18 protein-coding genes are annotated in these 17,836 nt (G+C 66.4%); 15 read left to right on the top strand and 3 right to left on the bottom strand.

Annotated features, from left to right (window positions below):
- Window positions 1-30 precede the first annotated feature (30 nt).
- Window positions 31-348: a DUF6457 domain-containing protein gene (locus tag WFH44_RS20655; protein WP_336716423.1), complete on the bottom strand. Its 318-nt coding sequence runs from the start codon at window positions 346-348 to the stop codon at window positions 31-33.
- A gap of 329 nt (window positions 349-677) precedes the next feature.
- On the opposite strand from WFH44_RS20655, the gene WFH44_RS20660 reads away from it, so the two are divergent.
- The 10 genes from WFH44_RS20660 to WFH44_RS20705 all read left to right on the top strand — a co-directional run bounded on the left by WFH44_RS20660 (window position 678) and on the right by WFH44_RS20705 (window position 12,766).
- Window positions 678-1,307, top strand: coding sequence for an MBL fold metallo-hydrolase (locus tag WFH44_RS20660; RefSeq protein ID WP_336716425.1), 630 nt, complete (start codon window positions 678-680; stop codon window positions 1,305-1,307).
- Between the two features lie 77 nt (window positions 1,308-1,384).
- Window positions 1,385-3,706, top strand: coding sequence for an FdhF/YdeP family oxidoreductase (locus WFH44_RS20665; RefSeq protein ID WP_336716426.1), 2,322 nt, complete (start codon window positions 1,385-1,387; stop codon window positions 3,704-3,706).
- A 42-nt stretch (window positions 3,707-3,748) separates the two neighbouring features.
- Window positions 3,749-4,852, top strand: a complete 1,104-nt coding sequence (moaA, locus tag WFH44_RS20670; RefSeq protein ID WP_336716428.1) for a GTP 3',8-cyclase MoaA — start codon at window positions 3,749-3,751, stop codon at window positions 4,850-4,852.
- A gap of 397 nt (window positions 4,853-5,249) precedes the next feature.
- Window positions 5,250-6,452, top strand: coding sequence for an NAD(P)/FAD-dependent oxidoreductase (locus WFH44_RS20675; RefSeq protein WP_336716430.1), 1,203 nt, complete (start codon window positions 5,250-5,252; stop codon window positions 6,450-6,452).
- A gap of 29 nt (window positions 6,453-6,481) precedes the next feature.
- Window positions 6,482-7,735, top strand: a complete 1,254-nt coding sequence (locus tag WFH44_RS20680; RefSeq protein ID WP_336716432.1) for an aromatic ring-hydroxylating oxygenase subunit alpha — start codon at window positions 6,482-6,484, stop codon at window positions 7,733-7,735.
- Between the two features lie 107 nt (window positions 7,736-7,842).
- Window positions 7,843-8,769 carry a formyltetrahydrofolate deformylase gene (gene purU, locus WFH44_RS20685; protein ID WP_336716434.1) on the top strand — a complete coding sequence of 309 codons (927 nt, stop codon included), beginning with the start codon at window positions 7,843-7,845 and terminating at the stop codon, window positions 8,767-8,769.
- Between the two features lie 99 nt (window positions 8,770-8,868).
- Entirely contained in the window at window positions 8,869-9,492 is a 624-nt protein-coding gene (locus WFH44_RS20690) for a cyclodeaminase/cyclohydrolase family protein (protein ID WP_336716436.1), read from the top strand.
- Window positions 9,489-10,385: a bifunctional 5,10-methylenetetrahydrofolate dehydrogenase/5,10-methenyltetrahydrofolate cyclohydrolase gene (locus tag WFH44_RS20695; RefSeq protein ID WP_336716438.1), complete on the top strand. Its 897-nt coding sequence runs from the start codon at window positions 9,489-9,491 to the stop codon at window positions 10,383-10,385. Before WFH44_RS20690 ends, WFH44_RS20695 begins: the two co-directional genes overlap by 4 nt.
- A gap of 8 nt (window positions 10,386-10,393) precedes the next feature.
- Window positions 10,394-10,630, top strand: a complete 237-nt coding sequence (locus WFH44_RS20700; protein ID WP_336716440.1) for a hypothetical protein — start codon at window positions 10,394-10,396, stop codon at window positions 10,628-10,630.
- A 231-nt stretch (window positions 10,631-10,861) separates the two neighbouring features.
- The gene (locus tag WFH44_RS20705) at window positions 10,862-12,766 is read left to right on the top strand and encodes a BCCT family transporter (protein ID WP_336716442.1); all 1,905 of its coding nucleotides are present in this window, start codon (window positions 10,862-10,864) and stop codon (window positions 12,764-12,766) included.
- A gap of 59 nt (window positions 12,767-12,825) precedes the next feature.
- Here WFH44_RS20705 and WFH44_RS20710 read toward each other — a convergent pair whose 3' ends face one another.
- Window positions 12,826-13,410: a TetR/AcrR family transcriptional regulator gene (locus tag WFH44_RS20710; RefSeq protein ID WP_336716443.1), complete on the bottom strand. Its 585-nt coding sequence runs from the start codon at window positions 13,408-13,410 to the stop codon at window positions 12,826-12,828.
- Between the two features lie 254 nt (window positions 13,411-13,664).
- Between WFH44_RS20710 and WFH44_RS20715 the strand changes: the two genes are divergently transcribed.
- On the top strand, window positions 13,665-14,018 hold the full coding sequence (locus tag WFH44_RS20715; RefSeq protein ID WP_336716445.1) for a hypothetical protein: 354 nt from the start codon (window positions 13,665-13,667) through the stop codon (window positions 14,016-14,018).
- A 49-nt stretch (window positions 14,019-14,067) separates the two neighbouring features.
- On the opposite strand, the gene WFH44_RS20720 is transcribed toward WFH44_RS20715, so the two are convergent.
- Window positions 14,068-14,535: a type II toxin-antitoxin system VapC family toxin gene (locus WFH44_RS20720; protein WP_336716446.1), complete on the bottom strand. Its 468-nt coding sequence runs from the start codon at window positions 14,533-14,535 to the stop codon at window positions 14,068-14,070.
- Between the two features lie 267 nt (window positions 14,536-14,802).
- Here WFH44_RS20720 and WFH44_RS20725 point away from each other — a divergent pair, with 267 nt between their 5' ends.
- From WFH44_RS20725 to WFH44_RS20740, 4 genes are all read left to right on the top strand, one after another.
- On the top strand, window positions 14,803-15,627 hold the full coding sequence (locus WFH44_RS20725) for a DUF4397 domain-containing protein (RefSeq protein ID WP_336716448.1): 825 nt from the start codon (window positions 14,803-14,805) through the stop codon (window positions 15,625-15,627).
- Window positions 15,628-15,735: 108 nt separating this feature from the next.
- Entirely contained in the window at window positions 15,736-16,434 is a 699-nt protein-coding gene (locus tag WFH44_RS20730; RefSeq protein WP_336716450.1) for a class F sortase, read from the top strand.
- Window positions 16,435-16,491: 57 nt separating this feature from the next.
- Complete coding sequence (locus WFH44_RS20735) at window positions 16,492-17,061, top strand: RNA polymerase sigma factor (protein WP_336716451.1); 570 nt, start codon at window positions 16,492-16,494, stop codon at window positions 17,059-17,061.
- Complete coding sequence (locus WFH44_RS20740) at window positions 17,048-17,812, top strand: anti-sigma factor (RefSeq protein ID WP_336716453.1); 765 nt, start codon at window positions 17,048-17,050, stop codon at window positions 17,810-17,812. The genes WFH44_RS20735 and WFH44_RS20740 overlap by 14 nt, the downstream gene beginning before the upstream one ends.
- The last annotated feature ends 24 nt before the right edge of the window (window positions 17,813-17,836 follow it).

The following is a 17,836-nucleotide window of genomic DNA, read 5'->3' on the forward strand; positions in this document are numbered from 1 at the left end:
CCTGCACGATAATCGCCATCGGCTCGGCGATCAGTCCCTTTGCCTTGGAATCGGGTCCTCGTTACGTGCCGCCTCGCAGAGTCCGAAGGCAATGTCGGCCGCTTCTGAAACAGCTCCCTCCGCTGGCGCCTTATTACCCGCGCCTGCCGCCCCGGCTTCGTAGCCGGCCGAATATCCCACCAGGAAAGTGGTGATCGGGGCGGTCGCGTGAATCACGGACTCGGCTGACTTTCTTGCCAGCTCCAAGAGCAGTTCGACGTCCACATCCACGTCCCGGATCTGCAGTTCCTGAGTCAGCCGCCGGCTCCATTCGGTAAGGATCCGCAGTTCTTCATTATCGACGGCCATGGCTGCTCTCCTCGCTGGGTCAGCGGTCCGGTGGATCGGTTGCTGACGACCTTACATTTCTTCACCTCGTAAGTCAGCGGTCCAAGCGGAGCTAATTGATTGACATCCGGAGTGTCGTACGCCACGCTGTTTCAGATGGCGATGGCTGTTGCACATTACGCTGACAGGACCTGCCGGACAGCAGCTGCAATCCAGGCGGATAAACGCTGCCGCAATGATTCTTAGTGTTAGGAAGGACTGTCCGTCATGATTCACGAAGTCTGGGCCGTTGTTGCCGAGGAATATACTGCCGCGACCAGCGACGTCCCGGGTGCGGCGGTGGAGGCGGCATGAGCATCCGAATCGAGAACCTCGTCACCTCCGGCACCTTCTCGCTCGACGGCGGCACCTGGGACGTCGACAACAACGTCTGGATCATCGGCGACGACTCCGAAGCCATCGTGATCGACCCGGCCCACAACCCGGCCGCCGTCGCCGAGGCAGTAGGAAACCGGACCGTCAAGGCCATCCTGCTCACCCACGGCCACGACGACCACATCCGGGCCGTCGGCGAAACCCGCCGGCTGCTCGGCGCCGAGGTCTACCTGCACGACGCCGACCGCATGCTCTGGGACGCTGTCTTCCCCGACGCCGCCCCGGACCACACGATCAACGACGGCGACACCTTCGACGTCGCCGGAACCACCCTGACCGCCCTGCACACCCCGGGCCACTCCCCCGGCTCCGTGTGCTTCCACCTGCCCTCCGAGGGCGTCCTGTTCAGCGGCGACACCCTCTTCAACGGCGGCCCCGGCGCCACCGGCCGCAGCTACTCCAGCTTCGAAACCATCATCGACTCGATCAAGAGCCGCCTGCTCACCCTGCCCGCCGAGACCACCGTCAACACCGGCCACGGCGACGCCACCAGCATCGGAGCCGAGGCACCCCACCTCGACGAATGGATCGCCCGCGGCCACTAGGCCGGAGAGCAGGCACACGACTGCCCTTCGCCGGTAGGGCAACTTTCGGAAACAATTTGCAGGTCAAGCAGGAGATCATGATCAATCCCATCAAGCGCAGCGCTCCCGTCCAGGACATCGACGAGAACGAACTCGAAGTCCATGAGCCCAAAACGGCAGCGGCCGGGATCAAGGCTGTCACGGTGTCCCTGGACCGCGGCATTTCCCAGGCGGGCATCACTCGAACCGTCCGGTCCATGCTGCGGGTCAATCAGCGGGGCGGCTTCGATTGTCCGGGCTGCGCCTGGCCGGAGCCCATCTCCGGCGCGCGCAAGCCGGCCGAGTTCTGCGAAAACGGGGCGAAGGCCATCGCGGAGGAAAACACGCTCCGAACGGTGACCCCGGAGTTCTGGGCGGCGCACTCCATCGAGGAACTGGCCGGAAAGACCGAGTACTGGCTGGGCAACCAGGGCCGGATTACGGAACCGGTCGTCATCCGCGAGGGCGAGTCGCACTACTCCCCGATTTCCTGGACCGATGCGTTCGATCTGGTCGGCGAACACATCCGTGCAACGACGGCGGACCGCTGTGTTTTCTACACGTCCGGCCGGACGGCCAACGAGACTGCGTTTATGTACCAGCTGTTTGCGCGTTCGATCGGCACCAACAACCTGCCGGACTGCTCGAACATGTGCCACGAATCCTCCGGGTCGGCGCTCAACCCGACCATCGGCATCGGCAAGGGCACGGTCTCCTTGGATGACATGCACAACGCCGAGCTGATCATGGTCGTGGGCCAGAATCCGGGCACGAATCATCCACGCATGCTTTCCGCCCTGACGGAGTGCCGCCAGAACGGCGGCAAGGTTGTCGCCGTGAACCCGCTGCCCGAGGCCGGCCTGCTGAAATTCAAGGACCCGCAGAGCCCGGGCAACCTGATGCGCGGCGGCGACCAGGTCGCCGACGAGTTCCTGCAGATCAAAGTGGGCGGCGACCTCGCCCTGTTCCAGGCCCTGGGCCACCTGCTCCTGGAAGAGGAGAAGCGGGCCCCGGGAACCGTCGTCGATCATGACTTCATCGCTGCCCAGACGGACGGGTTCGAGGAATACCGTGAAGCCCGCAGCCACCTGGACTGGTCCGAGACCGAACGAGCCACGGGGCTGTCCCGCATGGAAATCACCAAGATTGCCGGCATGCTGGCCAAGTCGAAGGCAACCATCATCTGCTGGGCCCTGGGCGTGACCCAGCAGCCGCATTCGGTGAACACCCTGCGCGAAATCATCAATGTCCTCCTGACGCAGGGCAACTTCGGCAAGCCCGGCGCCGGAGCCTGCCCGGTCCGCGGCCACTCCAATGTCCAGGGTGACCGGACCATGGGCATCTGGGAGAAACCCAAGGAATGGCTGCTTGAAGCACTGGACAAGGAATTCGGCATCGCTTCCCCGCGGGAACACGGCGTCGACGCGACCGAAACCCTCGAGGCGTTCATGGACGATGACGTGGATGTCTTCGTCTCCATGGGCGGCAACTTCGCCCTGGCCTGCTCCGATACCGAAGCGCTGGAGGCCGGCATGAAACGCGCGGGACTGACCGTGCACGTGTCGACCAAGCCCAACCGCTCGCACATCGTCCACGGGCGGACCTCGCTGATCCTGCCGACCCTGGGCCGCACCGACAAAGACGACAAGCACCCCAAGGGGGCACAGTTCCTCTCCGTCGAGGACTCGATGTCCGTGGTCAAGTCCACGCAGGGCCGGCTGGCTCCCGTCTCCGAACACCTGCTGGCCGAGCCGGTGATCATCGCCCGCATGGCCCAGGCCACGCTTGGCGACGACCATCCGGTGGACTGGCGGGCCATGGCCGAGGATTATGACGTCATCCGCGACCACATCTCCCGGGTCCTGCCGGGCTTTGAGAACTTCAACCAGCGGGTCCGGAACAAGAACGGGTTTGTGCTGCCGAATCCGCCGCGGGACACCCGCTCCTTCGCCACGGATATCGGGAAGGGCCGGTTCACGGTCAGCCCGCTGGAGTACCTGGAGGCGCCGGAAGGCCACCTGATCCTGCAGACCCTGCGCAGCCACGACCAGTACAACACCACGTTCTACGGCCTCGATGACCGCTACCGCGGCATCTCGGGCGGCCGGCGCGTTGTCCTGGTCCATCCCGAAGATTTGAAGGACCTGGGCTTCGCCGACCGCGACCTCGTGGATGTCATCAGCACCTTCAAAGGCACCGAACGCAGAGCCGAAAAGTTCCGCCTGGTTGCCTACCCGACCTCGAGGGGCTGCGCGGCAGCCTACTTCCCCGAGGCCAACGTCCTGGTGCACCGTGACCTTGTCGCCCGGGAATCGAACACTCCCGGCTATAAGGCGATGACGGTCCGGTTCGTGCCCCGCGAGGAGCCGCAGCTCAGCTAGTTCACCGGGTTCAGCTAAACCGAGAAGTCAGGCAAGCAAACGATGACCATCAGCTTGGGCATGCCGCAGGTGCCGTCCGGTCGCGGCGGCACCGGGTCGGCCGTCCGTCCCGGAGACGTCGGACCGATGCTGGCGGACCGGTACGGACGGGTGGCCACGGACCTGCGGTTATCCGTGACCGACAAGTGCAATCTGCGGTGCACCTACTGCATGCCGGCCGAAGGCCTGGACTGGCTGCGCAACGACCAGGTCCTGCGGGATGAGGAAGTGGTGCGCCTGGTCCGCATTGCAGTGGAGCATCTGGGAATCCGTGAGCTCCGCCTAACCGGCGGGGAACCGCTGATACGGCCCGGGCTGGTCGATATCGTGGCAGCCGTCCGCCTCAACCATCCGCAGCTTCCGATTTCCCTGACCACCAATGGCCTCGGCCTGGACAGAAAAGCGGGTCAGCTTCGCGACGCCGGACTGACCCGGATCAATGTCTCGATGGATTCGCTGCATCCGGACACCTTTGCGCAGCTGACCCGCAGGCCGCTTCTTGACCGTGTCCTCAGGGGCATAGAAGAAGCAGACAGAGTCGGGCTGCGGCCCATCAAGATCAATGCCGTGCTCATCCGCGGCGTCAACGATCTCGAAGCAACGGCGCTGCTGGACTGGTCCCTGCGGCACGGATTCGAACTTCGCTTCATTGAACAAATGCCCCTGGACGCGGACCGCGCCTGGTCGCGTGACCAGATGATCACTGCGGCCCAGATCCGCAGCCTTCTGGAGCAGGAGTTCATGCTGTCTCCGGATCCGCGGCAACGGGACGGAGCCCCGGCTGATCGTTGGGAAGTACGACGCCGGTCCGAACCTGGCGCAGTTCTCGGAACCTTGGGAATCATCGCCTCGGTGACCGAACCGTTCTGCGCCGACTGCCGCAGAACCAGGGTCACGGCTGAAGGTAGCGTGCGCTCCTGCCTTTTCTCCCACGAAGAGACCGATCTGCGGAATCTGCTGCGCAGCGGCGCAAGTGATACCGAGATAGCGGACCGCTGGCGGGAAGCCATGTGGTCGAAGCCGGAGGGACATGGCATGGACAGTGCGCGGGCCGGTGACGCCGGCTTCGTCCAGCCGGAACGCACCATGAGTGCCATCTGCGGCTGATGGCCGGATGGGCCCGCTACTTCGCGAGCCCGTTCCCACGCCCTGTGCACCAATCCTGATGCCCGCGACCGGATAGAGCGGGCTCTCGTCGCCCCGGATAGTGCCCTCAAAGCTGTGCCGCCGCCCGCACCGGACTGCGCCGATTGCCGAACCGGATGATCCTTCCCTCGGTCCCCTCCCCAAAGACGTTGTCTGCCGGCGCAGGACGTAATGCTCCGGACGGAATGAGGACGCGCCTTCGTCAAAACCGCATGTCAAAGAAGTGCCTGACGGCCGGAGGAAGAATTCGCACCAAAAAGTATTGACACCAAATGTGAAGTGGGACACTCTGGACGAGTTGCACATGGTGATGCACGTTGCGCTATTCGAGCAAGAAACAATCTGAGGTGGGAAACGAATGCAGACCTTGGCCATCGTGGGTGCGTCCTTGGCAGGCCTGTCCGCCGCGCGGGCGGCCCGGACACTGGGTTTCGAGGGGAAACTGGTCATCATCGGCGATGAAGCCGAGCGCCCCTATGACCGTCCGCCTCTTTCCAAGGACTTCCTCCTGGGCCGCATTACGGCCGAGGACCTGGTGCTGGAAACATCGGACGAAGACCTGCAGGCCGAATGGCTCCTGGGCAGCCGGGCCGAAAACCTGGACAGCGCTACCAAGACCATCACCCTCGGCGACGGACGGTCCGTCGAAGCTGATGGAATCGTCCTCGCGACCGGCGCGTCGGCACGAAACCTGCCCGGGCTGTCCGGCTACGCCAACGTCTACACCCTTCGCACGCTTGCCGACAGCCGGGCACTGGCAGCCGAGTTGCGGCCGGGACGCCGGCTGGTGGTCATTGGCGCCGGCTTCATAGGGGCCGAAGTAGCGTCGACTGCCAAGGGCCTTGGCCTGGAAGTCACTGTCATCGAGGCCCAGCCCACTCCGCTCAGCGGTCCGCTGGGCGAAGAGATGGGTGCCGTTGTCTCCCGGCTTCACGAACATAACGGCGTGGAGCTGATCTGCGGCACCGGCATCGATTCCTTCGACAGCGAGGCAGGACTCGTCACCGGCGTCACCCTGGCCAGCGGCCGCTTCGTTCCGGCGGATGCCGTCGTCGTGGGCATCGGAGCCGCGCCCAATGTTGCGTGGCTGGAAGGTTCAGGAGTCGAGATTGCCGATTCGGCTCCCGGCGGCATTCTGTGCGATGCCCGCGGCCGGACCAACGTCCCGGGCATCGTGGCCGTCGGCGACTGCGCGGCCTGGCTCGACGAGCGCTCCGACCGCCATCACCGCGTGGAGCACTGGACCGGAGCGCAGGAACGCCCGGCACTGGCCGTCGCAGGACTGCTCGATCCCGACGCTGCGGCACGCCCGGTCAATCTCCCCTACTTCTGGTCGGACCAGTACGGGGTAAAGATCCAGTTCGCAGGCAACGCCCGCGAGGCCGACAGGGTCCAGTTCGAAATCGGGGTCCCGGAAGATCACAGCTTCCTGGCGGTCTACTACCGGGGCGAGGATCCTGTCGCCGTGATCGGCGCGAACCAGCCGCGCCTGTTTACGAAGTGGCGCCGCCAATTGAACGCTGCCCACACCGCGCCTTTAGCCGCACCAGCACTTTCCTGAATCCCACCGCAAACTTTCCAGGAGCGCCAATGACCACCGAAATCATTTCCGAGAGCCTGATTGCTACGCTGCCCGGGCACACGTATACGGATGCCGCGATTTTCCGTGCGGAGCAGGAGCGGATTTTCGAGCAGATGTGGTTCTGCGCGATCCGTTCGTCCGATCTGGACAAGGCGGGGGCGTGGAAGACGGTGCAGATCGGGCGGGAGTCCGTGCTGATCAGCCGGACGCGCAAGGGCGGGATCCGCGCGTTCTACAACATCTGCCGGCACCGCGGGGTGAAGCTGTGCATGGAGGAATCCGGCGAGGCCGCCCGTTCCTTCCAGTGCCCGTACCATGCCTGGACCTATGACTTCGAGGGCAAGCTCATCGCCGCGCCGAACCTGACCAAGATGCCGGACATCGACCGGAACGAGTACGGCCTGGCCAAGGTCCACATCCGCGAGTACCTGGGCTATGTCTGGGTCTGCCTGGCGGAGGAGCCGCCGTCCTTCGAAGAAGACGTCATGGGCGCGATCGAGGAGCGCCTGGGCGACGTCCACGCGGCCGACGGCTACGACGTGGCGAACCTGAAGGTCGGCCGGCGGATCAGGTACGACGTGAAGGCCAACTGGAAGCTCATCATCGAGAACTTCATGGAGTGCTACCACTGCGCGACCATCCACCCGGAGCTGACCGAGGTGCTGCCGGAGTTCGCCGACGGCCTGGCCGCGCAGTACTTCGTCGGGCACGGCGCGGAGTTCGGCGACGACGTCAAGGGCTTCACCATCGACGGGTCCGAGGGCCTGGACGTCATCCCCGGCGTCGGCGAGGACCAGGACCGGCGCTACTACGCGATCACGATCAAGCCCACCGTGTTCGTGAACCTGGTCCCGGACCACGTCATCATCCACCGGATGTTCCCGCTCGCGGCGGACCGCACCATCGTCGAGTGCGACTGGCTCTACCTGCCCAGCGTGGTCGAGTCCGGCAAGGACGTCACCGCCTCGGTGGAACTGTTCCACCGGGTGAACATGCAGGACTTCGACGCCTGCGAACGCTGCCAGCCGGCGATGGCCTCCAAGGTCTACTCCAAGGGCGGCGTGCTCGTCCCCAGCGAGCACCACATCAGCGCCTTCCACCAGTGGGTACACGGCAAGGTCGGCGACGTCCAGCGCACCGGCGAAGACCTGCTCGGCCTCACCCCGGACACCGCACCCCTGGAAGAACGCGCCCAGACCGTCAGAGGAGGTTCGGTCGAGCAGGACCAGACTGTATCCGAAGCAGGCGCCGCGGCTCCGTAGGTCCGCGACGACTCCCCAACTACTCCACCCGTCCGTAAAGACGTCATGCGTCTGCGGATTTCCGCACTGCAACCCTATTCACTCCACATGACCCTCAAGGAGGTCCGATGACTTTACTGAACCCGGCAGCTTCGGCTGACACGGCCCTTGCTACATCTGCCACCCCCCAGCCCGAGGCAGGGAAAACGTCGCCTCAATTCCTGCTGACAATCGCCTGTCCCGAGCGTCCGGGCATCGTCCATGCGGTGACGAGCTTCCTGGTCGAGCACGGATTCAACATCAATGAACACCAGCAGTTCGACGACTCGGTCCGCGGCAAGGTCTACCTCCGGACGGCCTTCTCGGGTGACGGCGCCGTGGACGCTGGACATCTGACGGAGGAATTCCAGGGAATCGCCGACCGGTTCGGCATGACGTACGAGTTCCATGACCAGACCCGGATGCGGCTGCTGGTCATGGTGTCGAAATTCGGACACTGCCTGAACGATCTGATCTTCCGCTGGCGGGCAGGGACGCTGGGCGGAGACATTGCGCTGGTCGTATCCAACCATGAGGACCTGCGCCCAATGGCGGAGGCCGCCGGGCTGCCCTTCGTGCACATCCCGATCTCTTCCGACAGCAAACCGGAAGCGGAAACGGAGCTTCTCCGGCTGGTCGACGAGCATGAGATCGACCTCGTCGTCCTTGCCCGCTACATGCAGATCCTGTCGAACGAACTCTGCACCGCCCTCGAGGGCCGGGCGATCAACATCCACCACTCCTTCCTGCCGGGCTTCAAGGGTGCGCGGCCCTACCACCAGGCCTACGCGCGTGGGGTCAAGCTGGTCGGGGCTACCGCCCACTACGTGACGGCCGACCTGGACGAAGGGCCCATCATCGAGCAGGAAGTCATCCGCGTGGACCACACCTACCATCCGACTGCCTTGTCGACGGTGGGACAGGACGCCGAGGCCCTGGCCCTTTCCCGTGCCGTTCGCTGGCACTGCGAACACCGCGTCCTGCTGGACGGGCACAGCACCATCGTTTTCCGCTGAGCAGGCAACGCGGCCCCGGTCCCGCCCAGCCTCCAGGGCCGGGGCCGCGACCCCCTATCCTGCCAGCCACGTCAGCACGGCCGATTGGACCACATCACCATGACCAGTTCCGAAACCATCAACAACTACCTCCAGCGCCTGGCTGCCCGGCAGCCGACACCCGGCGGAGGAGCCGCGGGTGCGCTGCATGCAGCCCAGGGTGCAGCCCTCATCGCCATGGTTGCCCGCTACACCACCGGCCCCAAATATGCAGACGACGCAGAAGACGTTGAACGCATCATCCTCGCCGCCGACGGGCTGATCCCCGCCGCCGTACGGATTGCGGACGACGACGAGGAAGCCTTCGCCGCCGTCATCGCAGCCTACGGGCTCCCGGGCGGATCCGACGAGGAACGGGCAAACCGCAGCCGGGCCGTCCAGGAAGCACTGGCGCGGGCAGCGGAGCCGCCCCGGGCGCTCATCGATGTGGGGGAACAGATCATCGCGCTCGGCCACGAGCTGGCCTACGTCGGCAATGCCAACGTCATCAGCGACGTCGCGGCAGCCGCGGAAGCAGCACGTGCGGCGATTGCAACGGCCCGGATCACCTTGGACATCAACATCAAGGCGATCAAGGACACCAGCCTGCAGGACGCCCTCCAATCCGATGTCCTGCGCGCGGAACGGGCGATTGAGTCCGCCGATGACCTCGCCGGCCGGGTGCGGAAGCGGGTGCTGGCATGAGCGCGGTCTCCCTGTCCGGTGCACCGGTAGCCAAGGAAGTCCGGGCACAGGTAGCGGACAACGTCGCACGATTGGCGTCCGAAGGGATCGTTCCCGCCCTCGCCGTTGTCGTAGCCACTGATAACGAATCGACGCACTGGTACGTCCGCTCCATTGCCAAGTCCGCCGCCAAGGCCGGAGTGGACTGCAGGATCATCGACCTGGGTCCGACGGCCTCCAGCGCGCAGCTCCAGGCCACGCTCACCCAGCTCAGTGAAGATCCTCAGACACACGGCATCATCCTGCAGACCCCGCTCCCGGACGGAGTCCAGGTCGACGAGCTCGTCCCCCACATTGCACCGGACAAAGACATCGACGGCGCCAACCCGCTGAGCCTCGGCCGCCTGGCCGTCGGGCTCCCGGCATTCGCTCCCGCTACGGCACGGGCCGTCGTGGAGATGCTCGTCCACCATGCGGTCCCCGTCGAAGGCCATCACGTCGCCGTCGTCGGAAGGTCTGCCGTCGTAGGCAAACCGCTGCTGCACCTGCTGCTCGAACGCAACGCATCGATCACGGTCTGCCACTCCCGCTCGCGCCCCTTGGAGGACTACACGCGTGCTGCCAGCGTCGTCGTCGTTGCCGCCGGAAGGCCCGGGCTGGTGACCGACCGCCACGTGGCCCCGGGCGCCGTCGTGGTCGATGTGGGAACCAATGTGCTCGAGGACGGCGCCCTGGTCGGCGACGTCGACGCCCAGTCGGTGGAGCAGGTCGCGTCGGCGCTCTCGCCGGTTCCCGGTGGCGTCGGCACCATCACCACCGCTCTCCTCTTGCTCCACACCTCCGTGGCTGCACGGGCCGCCGTGGAAGCGAAGGGCCCGCTGGTATCCAGCGGGACCGTTGGGTCACACGGGTGAGGCGCGCCATGTCGAAGCAAGCCACGTGGGTCCCCGACCGCCAGAACGTGCAGGACAGGCCGGGCCGCCTGTACCCGGGAGACTGGGTCGCCGTTGAACATGCCCGGCGGCTGAAGGAGACGGGTGTCGTCGATGACGTCACCGAAGACGGGCGGACGATCTGGGTGTATCTGGACCACGGCCGCGGCCGGCGAATGTACCTCGAAGACGACGGTTACCGGTTCTCCCTCGGCAGCTGCGCTTAGCTTCTTAGTGATCGGACGCTCGCCAGGTCATGCCTTGGCGGCTATCCGGACGCAGTTCCTGCGGATCGCATGGCTTGACAACCTACGTGAGCGGGGTCACACTGCTGCGCAACGCGAACTACGTTGGGCAATAGCCAACTGGTATCAGAGCCTTTGGCTAGCAGTGCCGAGGCAAGCTGGCCAAATCCGTACCCATCCGACGAAGAGCGGTTTTCCGCGAGAGAGAATCCCATGCCTTTGAACAAGGAACCTGCCGCTGGGGACGGCAATCTTGAAGAAAATGTACAGCTTGTGGTCCAGGAAGAAGCGGGGTCGGCTGACTCGGCAGCGGTAGTGGAGAGCGACACCCAGCTCCTCCACGAGCTGCGCGAAAGCGTCAGCGAACATGAGGCGGCGGACTTGAGCCGCGGTCCGGGCGGCCTGGACCGGACCGTCTTCGTCGTAGCCGGCGTTGCGGCCCTGGGCTTTGTGATTTGGGGTTTCGCCGGAAGGGACAATCTCGCGGGGACATCAACGGCGGTGCTGAATTGGGTCATGGCGAATACCGGCTGGCTGTTCATCCTGCTCGCCTCGCTCTTCGTGGTCTACGTCCTGTGGCTGGCCGTCGGCCGGTTCGGCAACATCCCGCTCGGCAAGGACGGTGAGAAGCCGGAGTTCCGCACGGTCTCCTGGATCTCCATGATGTTCGCCGCCGGCATGGGCATCGGCCTGATGTTCTACGGCGTGGCCGAACCGATGTACCACTACGTCGCACCGCCGCCCGGAACCGTCGACGGCCAGACCCCCGAAGCCATCCAGACCGCCATGGCCACCTCGCTCTTCCACTGGACGCTGCATCCGTGGGCGATGTACGCCGTCGTCGGTTGCGCGATCGCCTATGGAACCTACCGGCTGGGCCGCAGACAGCTGGTCTCCTCGATCTTCACCTCCATCTTTGGCCGCAAAACGGTGGAGGGGCCGGCGGGCAAGGTCATCAACATCCTGGCCATCTTCGCCACGCTGTTCGGCACTGCCGCGTCGCTCGGCCTCGGCGCCCTGCAGATCGGCAGCGGCCTGGCCGCCAACGGCTGGGTCGGCGATCTGGCCACGCCCGTCCTTGTCGTGATTGTGGCGGTCCTGACCGCCTGCTTCATTGCCTCGGCCGTCTCGGGGATCAGCCGCGGCATCCAGTGGCTCTCCAACATCAACATGGTCCTCGCCGTGGTCCTGGCCCTCATTGTCTTCGTGGCCGGGCCGACGCTCTTCATCCTGAACCTGATCCCGGCGGCTGTGGGCGACTATGCCCGGGACCTGGCCGAGATGGCGTCCCGCACCGAGGCCGTCGGCGACGAGGCGCTGCGGACCTGGATGTCCGGCTGGACCGTCTTCTACTGGGCCTGGTGGGTATCGTGGACGCCGTTCGTGGGCATGTTCATCGCCCGGATCAGCCGCGGCCGGACCATCCGCCAGTTCGTCACCGGCGTCCTGCTGGTGCCCAGCGTCGTCAGCGTCATCTGGTTCGCCATTTTCGGCGGCGCCGGCTTCGGCGTCCAGGCTGTCGCCGACGCCACCCCCGACCCCACCGACGGACTCGTTGAGACCACCAATGGCGTGCCAGGCATCTCCTTCGACGGCGCCCTCTTCGACCTGATCCAGAACCTGCCCCTGCCCAACGTCCTGGCCGGCGCGGTCGCAATCCTGGCCATGGTGCTGGTGGGCATCTTCTTCATCACCGGCGCCGACGCGGCCTCCATCGTGATGGGGACCCTCAGCTCCAACGGCAGCGAAGAGCCGGCACGCGGCGTCGTCATCTTTTGGGGTGCCCTGACCGGTGCCGTTGCCGCGGTGATGCTGCTCGCCGGCGGCGACGAACCCGCCGAAGCGCTCAACGGACTCAAGAACATCACCATCGTTACCGCGCTGCCGTTTGTCCTGGTCATGCTCCTGATGTGCATCGCCCTGACCAAAGACCTCCGCCGTGACCCGCTCTCCCTGCGCCGACGCCTCGCCGACTCGGTGGTGGAGCGCGCCATCCGCTCCGGAGTCGACCAGCACGGCGGCGCGAGATTCGACCTCGTCACCAAGCACGACTGTGATGAGACGTGTCCCCAGCCGGAGCCAGGCCGGCCGGCCCCCACGGAATCCTCGCGGGATTGAGTACAAACACGGCGGGCAGCTCGCCTCGGGTGGCCTCGCCTGCCAGCGGAAGGATGGGTTCAGGCCGGACTGTGCTCAGCAATCAGCAGGGCGGCCATCCGGCGGGCACGAGCTGCCGCCTCCCGGTCCCCTTCGGCTGCGGTGACGATCGACCCGGCCATCAGGATCCGCCATGACCGCGCGAATCCGTCCACGTCGTCCAGGCCGGCTTCCTCGGCCAGCAGGGCAATCTGGTTCCGGATCTCCATCAGGTAGTCAATGCTGGCCTGTCCGGCCGGATCCGAGGCGCCCATCTCAAACATCACGCGGATGAAGGAACACGCTTCGTAGTCCTCGCGTGCGAACCATTCGGCAAAGACGTCGAAGATGGCCAGCAAGCGCCCCTCGGGAGTGTCTGCCCGCTGCGCCACTTCGTCAAGGAGCCAGTTGATGCCGAAGACCTCGTGGCGCCGCTGCAGGAATGCCAGGACCAGAGCTTCCTTGGACGTAAAATGCCGGTAGAACGTCGCCTTGGCCACTCCGGCAGTGCGAATAATCTCGTCGATGCCCACGTCACGGACGCCGCGCTGCGCAAAGAGCGGATAGACGGCGGACAGCACGCGTTCCCGCGGATTCGCGGGTTCGGCTACTTCGGTGTGGGTCATGACAGTCACCTAGGATACGCCAGTAATCTGGGCACGGCCCGACATTCCACGGCCCGGAAAGAGGTTTGCCCTCGCGCTAAGCGGCGCGAGCACCCGACGCAGCCTGGAGCTTCAAGCAGCGACTTCCAGGATTCACGATTCAGCGGTGACCCCTATATGCTATGGGCCATGAGAAAGACCGGTCGGTCTTGCTCGGAGGCCTTTTTCCTCGCAGGGAAGGGAAGGCCCGCCCCTCGCGCGTGAAAGGGACCTCCATGGAGCCCATTGCTGAACCAAAGACTCTGCCCCTGTCCGTTGTGGCACTGGAGGCAGACGTATCGCTCGAGTCAGCACCTGAGATCCTCCCGTTGCCGGACGTGGAAACGGACGCTGTGGCCAGCCTCTCCCCCGAACAGAAGAAAGCGCTGGCGGCCGTCACGGTCCGGGCAGGGGCGGTCGAGGCAGCCGAATGGGCGCTGGACCAGGCGAAAGCCGCCTGCGATGAGGAGATCGGGGCTGCCGTCGCTGCCGGTATCCCACTGGAGATCGTGAGCGCAGCCGCCGGAGTGTGTGCCGCCGCCGTCGGCAGGCCGGCTAAGGACTCCGCGGCGGAACCCGAAGCCAGCTAGCCGTCCGTCACCTTCTTAGGACTCGGCCAAAATCGTCGACGAGTACCTCTTAGGTCTTAAGCGGCCGCAGCTTCGGCTGGTGTCCCCCGCCGCTGCCCGGCCTGCTGTCGCTACCGGCCGGCACAAACAATGCCTCGGGCTCGGCGAGCTTCACCAGTTTCCGCGCCGCCCGAGCGAGCTGTTGGTCGAGGGTCACGAAGGCGTCGGCCTGAAGCTGGGTCAGCGCCACGTATTCGGCCTCGAAGGTGTCCGGCCACCCCAGTTCGTTCGCGACCTTCCAGGCGGCCCGCTGCAAGGCCCGGTCTCCCAGCAGCCGGATCCGCAGGCCGCGCAGGTAGTCGAGCTGCCGTTCCGCCTCATGTGACTCCATCGCGCCGCTCTGCACTTCCCGGTACAGAACCGAGAGGACCTGCGAGCGCAGCAACGTGGGCGCGACGAGCTGGTGCGTCATCGCGATCCGGGCCCTGTCCCGGGCCAACTGCAGCGCAACATCGGGCCCGATCACAAACCTGGTCATCTCGACTCCACCCATACTCCCGCGGCCGCCCCCGCCGCCCCAAGGCTGTGCCCGAAACTGCTGCAGCGGCCGCGAACTCAGCCCCGCCCACTCCCTCATTGTCCCGCCGGCCGGCCTATCCGTCACTGGCCCTGGTTCAGGGAGGTGCGGCCACTCGGCCATTTCGAAAAAATCTGCATCCGCCTGCATCCAAACGGCGGTCCCGGCCGGTAGTAGGGGTGTCAGCAACATCCGCCCGGTCCCCGGGCCGTTGAAGGAGAGATGGCAATGCGCAGAATGATTCTTGCTACCGGAGCCGCAGGACTGATGGCCGCAGCCGGTTTTGCCGCGCCCGCCGATGCTGCGGACGGCGAAGCCCAGCTGTCGGTGCTGCACGGCGTGCCGGACCTCACCGTCGATGTATGGGTCGATGGTGCGCTCACCCTGGACGACTTCGCGCCGGGGTCCTTGGCCGGACCGCTGCCGGTTCCGGCCGGCGGCCACTCGCTGGCGATCACCGCCCCGGATGCTGCCAGCGCGGACGAAGCAGTCATCGGCCCGGTCGACGTCGACCTCGAAGACGGCGGCAACTACACTGCGGTGGCGAACCTCGACGCCGGGGGCAACCCCACGGCCAACCTCTACACCAACGACGTGTCGCCCATCGACGCCGGCAAGGGCAAGCTGACGGTCCGGCATACTGCCGCCGCCCCCGCGGTGGACGTCCTGGCCGGGGGCACCGCCGTGATCGAAGGCCTCGAAAATCCGGATGAGCAGACCCTCACACTGGATCCGGGCACCGTTCCCGCGGCCGTCGCGGCGGCGGGCACCACGGACCCGGTCCTTGGCCCGGCAGACGTGACGGTGGCCGAGGGCACCCACACGATTGTCTACGCCTGGGGCAGCCTGGACGACGGCAACCTGCAGCTGGCCGTCCAGAACATCGAGGGTCTGCACTCGAATCCTGGCGCCGTCCCGGGAGGCCGCTCGGGTGCGGCTGCCGATGACGGCGGCACCGCCGCGGCCATGGCCGGTGCCGCTGCGGGCGGCCTGCTCCTGCTCGGTGCCGGCGCGGTAGCCCTGCGGCGGCGCGCTGGGGCCCGCCGCGGCTGATTGAGCCGGCGGCGTCCACGTCTTTCCCGCACCGATGGGCGCCGCCTTCATCCGCCCGTCCGGTCCCCGGCACCTTGGGACCGGACGGGCCCCGCCCTGAGGAGAGCCATGAGCCGGCCAGCGAAAACGGCCACCCGCCGCAGGAGGGAACGCCCCGCCGTCGTTATGTCCCTGGCTGCAGCCCTGCTGCTGGCCGTGGCCTGCGGCACCCCGCCTCCCGGTATCTCGTCTCGCGGCGCCGGTCCGTCCGCGCCGGTTGCCAGCACGGCGGCCGCGGTCCCCTCCGCCGCCACCCCACAAGCGGCGCCGGAGCTGCCGGACATCCCCCTCCACGAGGCCACGCTCGTCCCGGCACCCCGCGAGCCTGCTCCGCCGCGGTTCCTGCGCGTCGAAGGCACCTCCATCGCCGTCGACGTGGTGGAGGTAGGCGTCGGAGCGAACAACGCGATGGTCATTCCCGACTCCTTCTACCAGGCCGGCTGGTACCGCTACGGAACGGTCCCCGGCGAGAAGGAGGGCAGCGCCGTGATCGCGGCCCATGTCGATACGCTGACCGATGTGGCGCCGTTCGCCGAACTGAAGCGGCTGGAACCGGACGCTCGGGTAACGGTGGAGCAGGCCGACGGCGGTGTCCTGGAGTACGAGGTTGCACGCGTGGAGTCAGTGAACAAGGGGGACCTCGACGGCGCGGCCCTGTTCCGCCGGGATGGTCCTCCCGAGCTGAAGCTCGTGACCTGCGGGGGCCGGTGGCTGGACGAGCGCCAGGACTACAGCGACAATGTCATAGTCACCGCAGTGCCGCGGTGAGCGGTCCAACCGGCCATGGAAGCGACGCGCTACGCCGCAGTTTGGAGGGAGCAACCGTTGGCTCCTCCCGCTGCCAGTGCCTGGACCGCGGAACTCGACGCGGCCTTCGCCGGAGGGGACGAAAACGCCCTCGCCGAGGCCTACCGGCAGTTCGCTCCGCTGGTCCACACCCTTGCGGCCCGCTCGCTCGGGAACCGCGCAGCGGCCGACGACGTAGCGCAGGAAGTCTTCATCCGCGCCTGGCGCTCGCGCACCACCTTCGACCCCTCGCGGGCACGGCTTCCCGCGTGGATCGTCGGCATCACCCGCAATGCCATCTCGGACGCCCAGTCCTCCTCGATCAAGGAGCTGCGCAGCGTCCAGGCGGCTCAGCTGGCCGCCGACCCCGATGGCACCGCCGGCGGTCCCGACGCCGACCTGCTCGCGGACCGGCTCCTGCTCCACGACGAACTGGAGCGGTTGGGGGAACCTCAGGGGTCCATCATGCGTTTGGCCTTCTTCGACGATCTGACGCACGACCAGATTTCCCGCCGGCTCGAACTGCCGTTGGGTACAGTCAAGAGCCACATCCGCCGCAGCCTGCAGCACCTGAGACGCCGATTGGAGGTAGACAGTGCCGCATATTGACCCGGACCTGCTCAGCCTCATGGCCCTCGGCGAGCCGGTGGCGAGCGAAGCCGACAACGAGCACCTGCGCACCTGCAGCGTGTGCGCCGCGGAGCACGCCGCCCTCCGCCGGGCGGTGGACGCAGCGCGCAGCCAGCCCGACCCGGGTCCCCTCACGCAGCCTTCCGCCGGCGTCTGGACAGCTATCCACCGGGAGCTCGCTTTGGACGAATCCCTCGCCGCCGATCCGCTCGAGCAGGAACCGCTGCGGGGATCCGAGAAGCGACAGGAACCGGCCAGCCTTGCCGACCGGCGCTCCGCTCGAGCTAGCCGAGGGGCCGGCGCGGCGCCCCGGCGGAACACCGCGCTCTGGCTGATCGCCGCGGCCGCCGCCGTCGTCGTCGCCGCCGCGGGCATTTCCTGGGTTGTCACGCAGCAGTCCCAGACCCCGCCGCTGGCCGAGGCCCGGCTCGAGCCGCTGGCCAACTTCGCCACCACCGGCACCGCCGAGGTCATCGAGCGCGGCGGCGAACGGGAGCTGAGCATCGAACTCAGCGACCAGGAAGGATCCGGCTACCAGGAGGTCTGGCTCATCAAGCCCGATCTCTCCGGCCTCGTCAGCCTCGGAGTCATGGACACGAAGTCGGCGACCTTCGCCATTCCCCAGGGACTCAACCTCGCCGAGTACCCGATCGTCGACGTGTCCGACGAGCCCTTGGACGGCAACCCCGCCCACTCCGGCGTCAGCATCGTCCGCGGCTCCCTCTCCTGATCATCCGGCCGCACGCCGGCACCA

It is taken from the genome of Arthrobacter sp. USHLN218 (assembly GCF_037144715.1).
GTDB lineage: Bacteria > Actinomycetota > Actinomycetes > Actinomycetales > Micrococcaceae > Crystallibacter.

What these genes read in the sequence shown, in the direction of transcription:
- WFH44_RS20660 (WP_336716425.1), top strand. Translation starts at nt 678, where the DNA reads ATGAGCATCCGAATCGAGAACCTCGTCACCTCCGGCACCTTCTCGCTC.
- WFH44_RS20655 (WP_336716423.1), bottom strand. Translation starts at nt 348, where the DNA reads ATGGCCGTCGATAATGAAGAACTGCGGATCCTTACCGAATGGAGCCGG.
- WFH44_RS20665 (WP_336716426.1), top strand. Translation starts at nt 1,385, where the DNA reads ATGATCAATCCCATCAAGCGCAGCGCTCCCGTCCAGGACATCGACGAG.
- WFH44_RS20710 (WP_336716443.1), bottom strand. Translation starts at nt 13,410, where the DNA reads ATGACCCACACCGAAGTAGCCGAACCCGCGAATCCGCGGGAACGCGTG.
- purU (WP_336716434.1), top strand. Translation starts at nt 7,843, where the DNA reads ATGACTTTACTGAACCCGGCAGCTTCGGCTGACACGGCCCTTGCTACA.
- WFH44_RS20730 (WP_336716450.1), top strand. Translation starts at nt 15,736, where the DNA reads ATGAGCCGGCCAGCGAAAACGGCCACCCGCCGCAGGAGGGAACGCCCC.
- WFH44_RS20715 (WP_336716445.1), top strand. Translation starts at nt 13,665, where the DNA reads ATGGAGCCCATTGCTGAACCAAAGACTCTGCCCCTGTCCGTTGTGGCA.
- WFH44_RS20690 (WP_336716436.1), top strand. Translation starts at nt 8,869, where the DNA reads ATGACCAGTTCCGAAACCATCAACAACTACCTCCAGCGCCTGGCTGCC.
- WFH44_RS20680 (WP_336716432.1), top strand. Translation starts at nt 6,482, where the DNA reads ATGACCACCGAAATCATTTCCGAGAGCCTGATTGCTACGCTGCCCGGG.
- WFH44_RS20695 (WP_336716438.1), top strand. Translation starts at nt 9,489, where the DNA reads ATGAGCGCGGTCTCCCTGTCCGGTGCACCGGTAGCCAAGGAAGTCCGG.
- WFH44_RS20725 (WP_336716448.1), top strand. Translation starts at nt 14,803, where the DNA reads ATGCGCAGAATGATTCTTGCTACCGGAGCCGCAGGACTGATGGCCGCA.
- WFH44_RS20705 (WP_336716442.1), top strand. Translation starts at nt 10,862, where the DNA reads ATGCCTTTGAACAAGGAACCTGCCGCTGGGGACGGCAATCTTGAAGAA.
- WFH44_RS20675 (WP_336716430.1), top strand. Translation starts at nt 5,250, where the DNA reads ATGCAGACCTTGGCCATCGTGGGTGCGTCCTTGGCAGGCCTGTCCGCC.
- WFH44_RS20700 (WP_336716440.1), top strand. Translation starts at nt 10,394, where the DNA reads ATGTCGAAGCAAGCCACGTGGGTCCCCGACCGCCAGAACGTGCAGGAC.
- moaA (WP_336716428.1), top strand. Translation starts at nt 3,749, where the DNA reads ATGACCATCAGCTTGGGCATGCCGCAGGTGCCGTCCGGTCGCGGCGGC.
- WFH44_RS20720 (WP_336716446.1), bottom strand. Translation starts at nt 14,535, where the DNA reads ATGACCAGGTTTGTGATCGGGCCCGATGTTGCGCTGCAGTTGGCCCGG.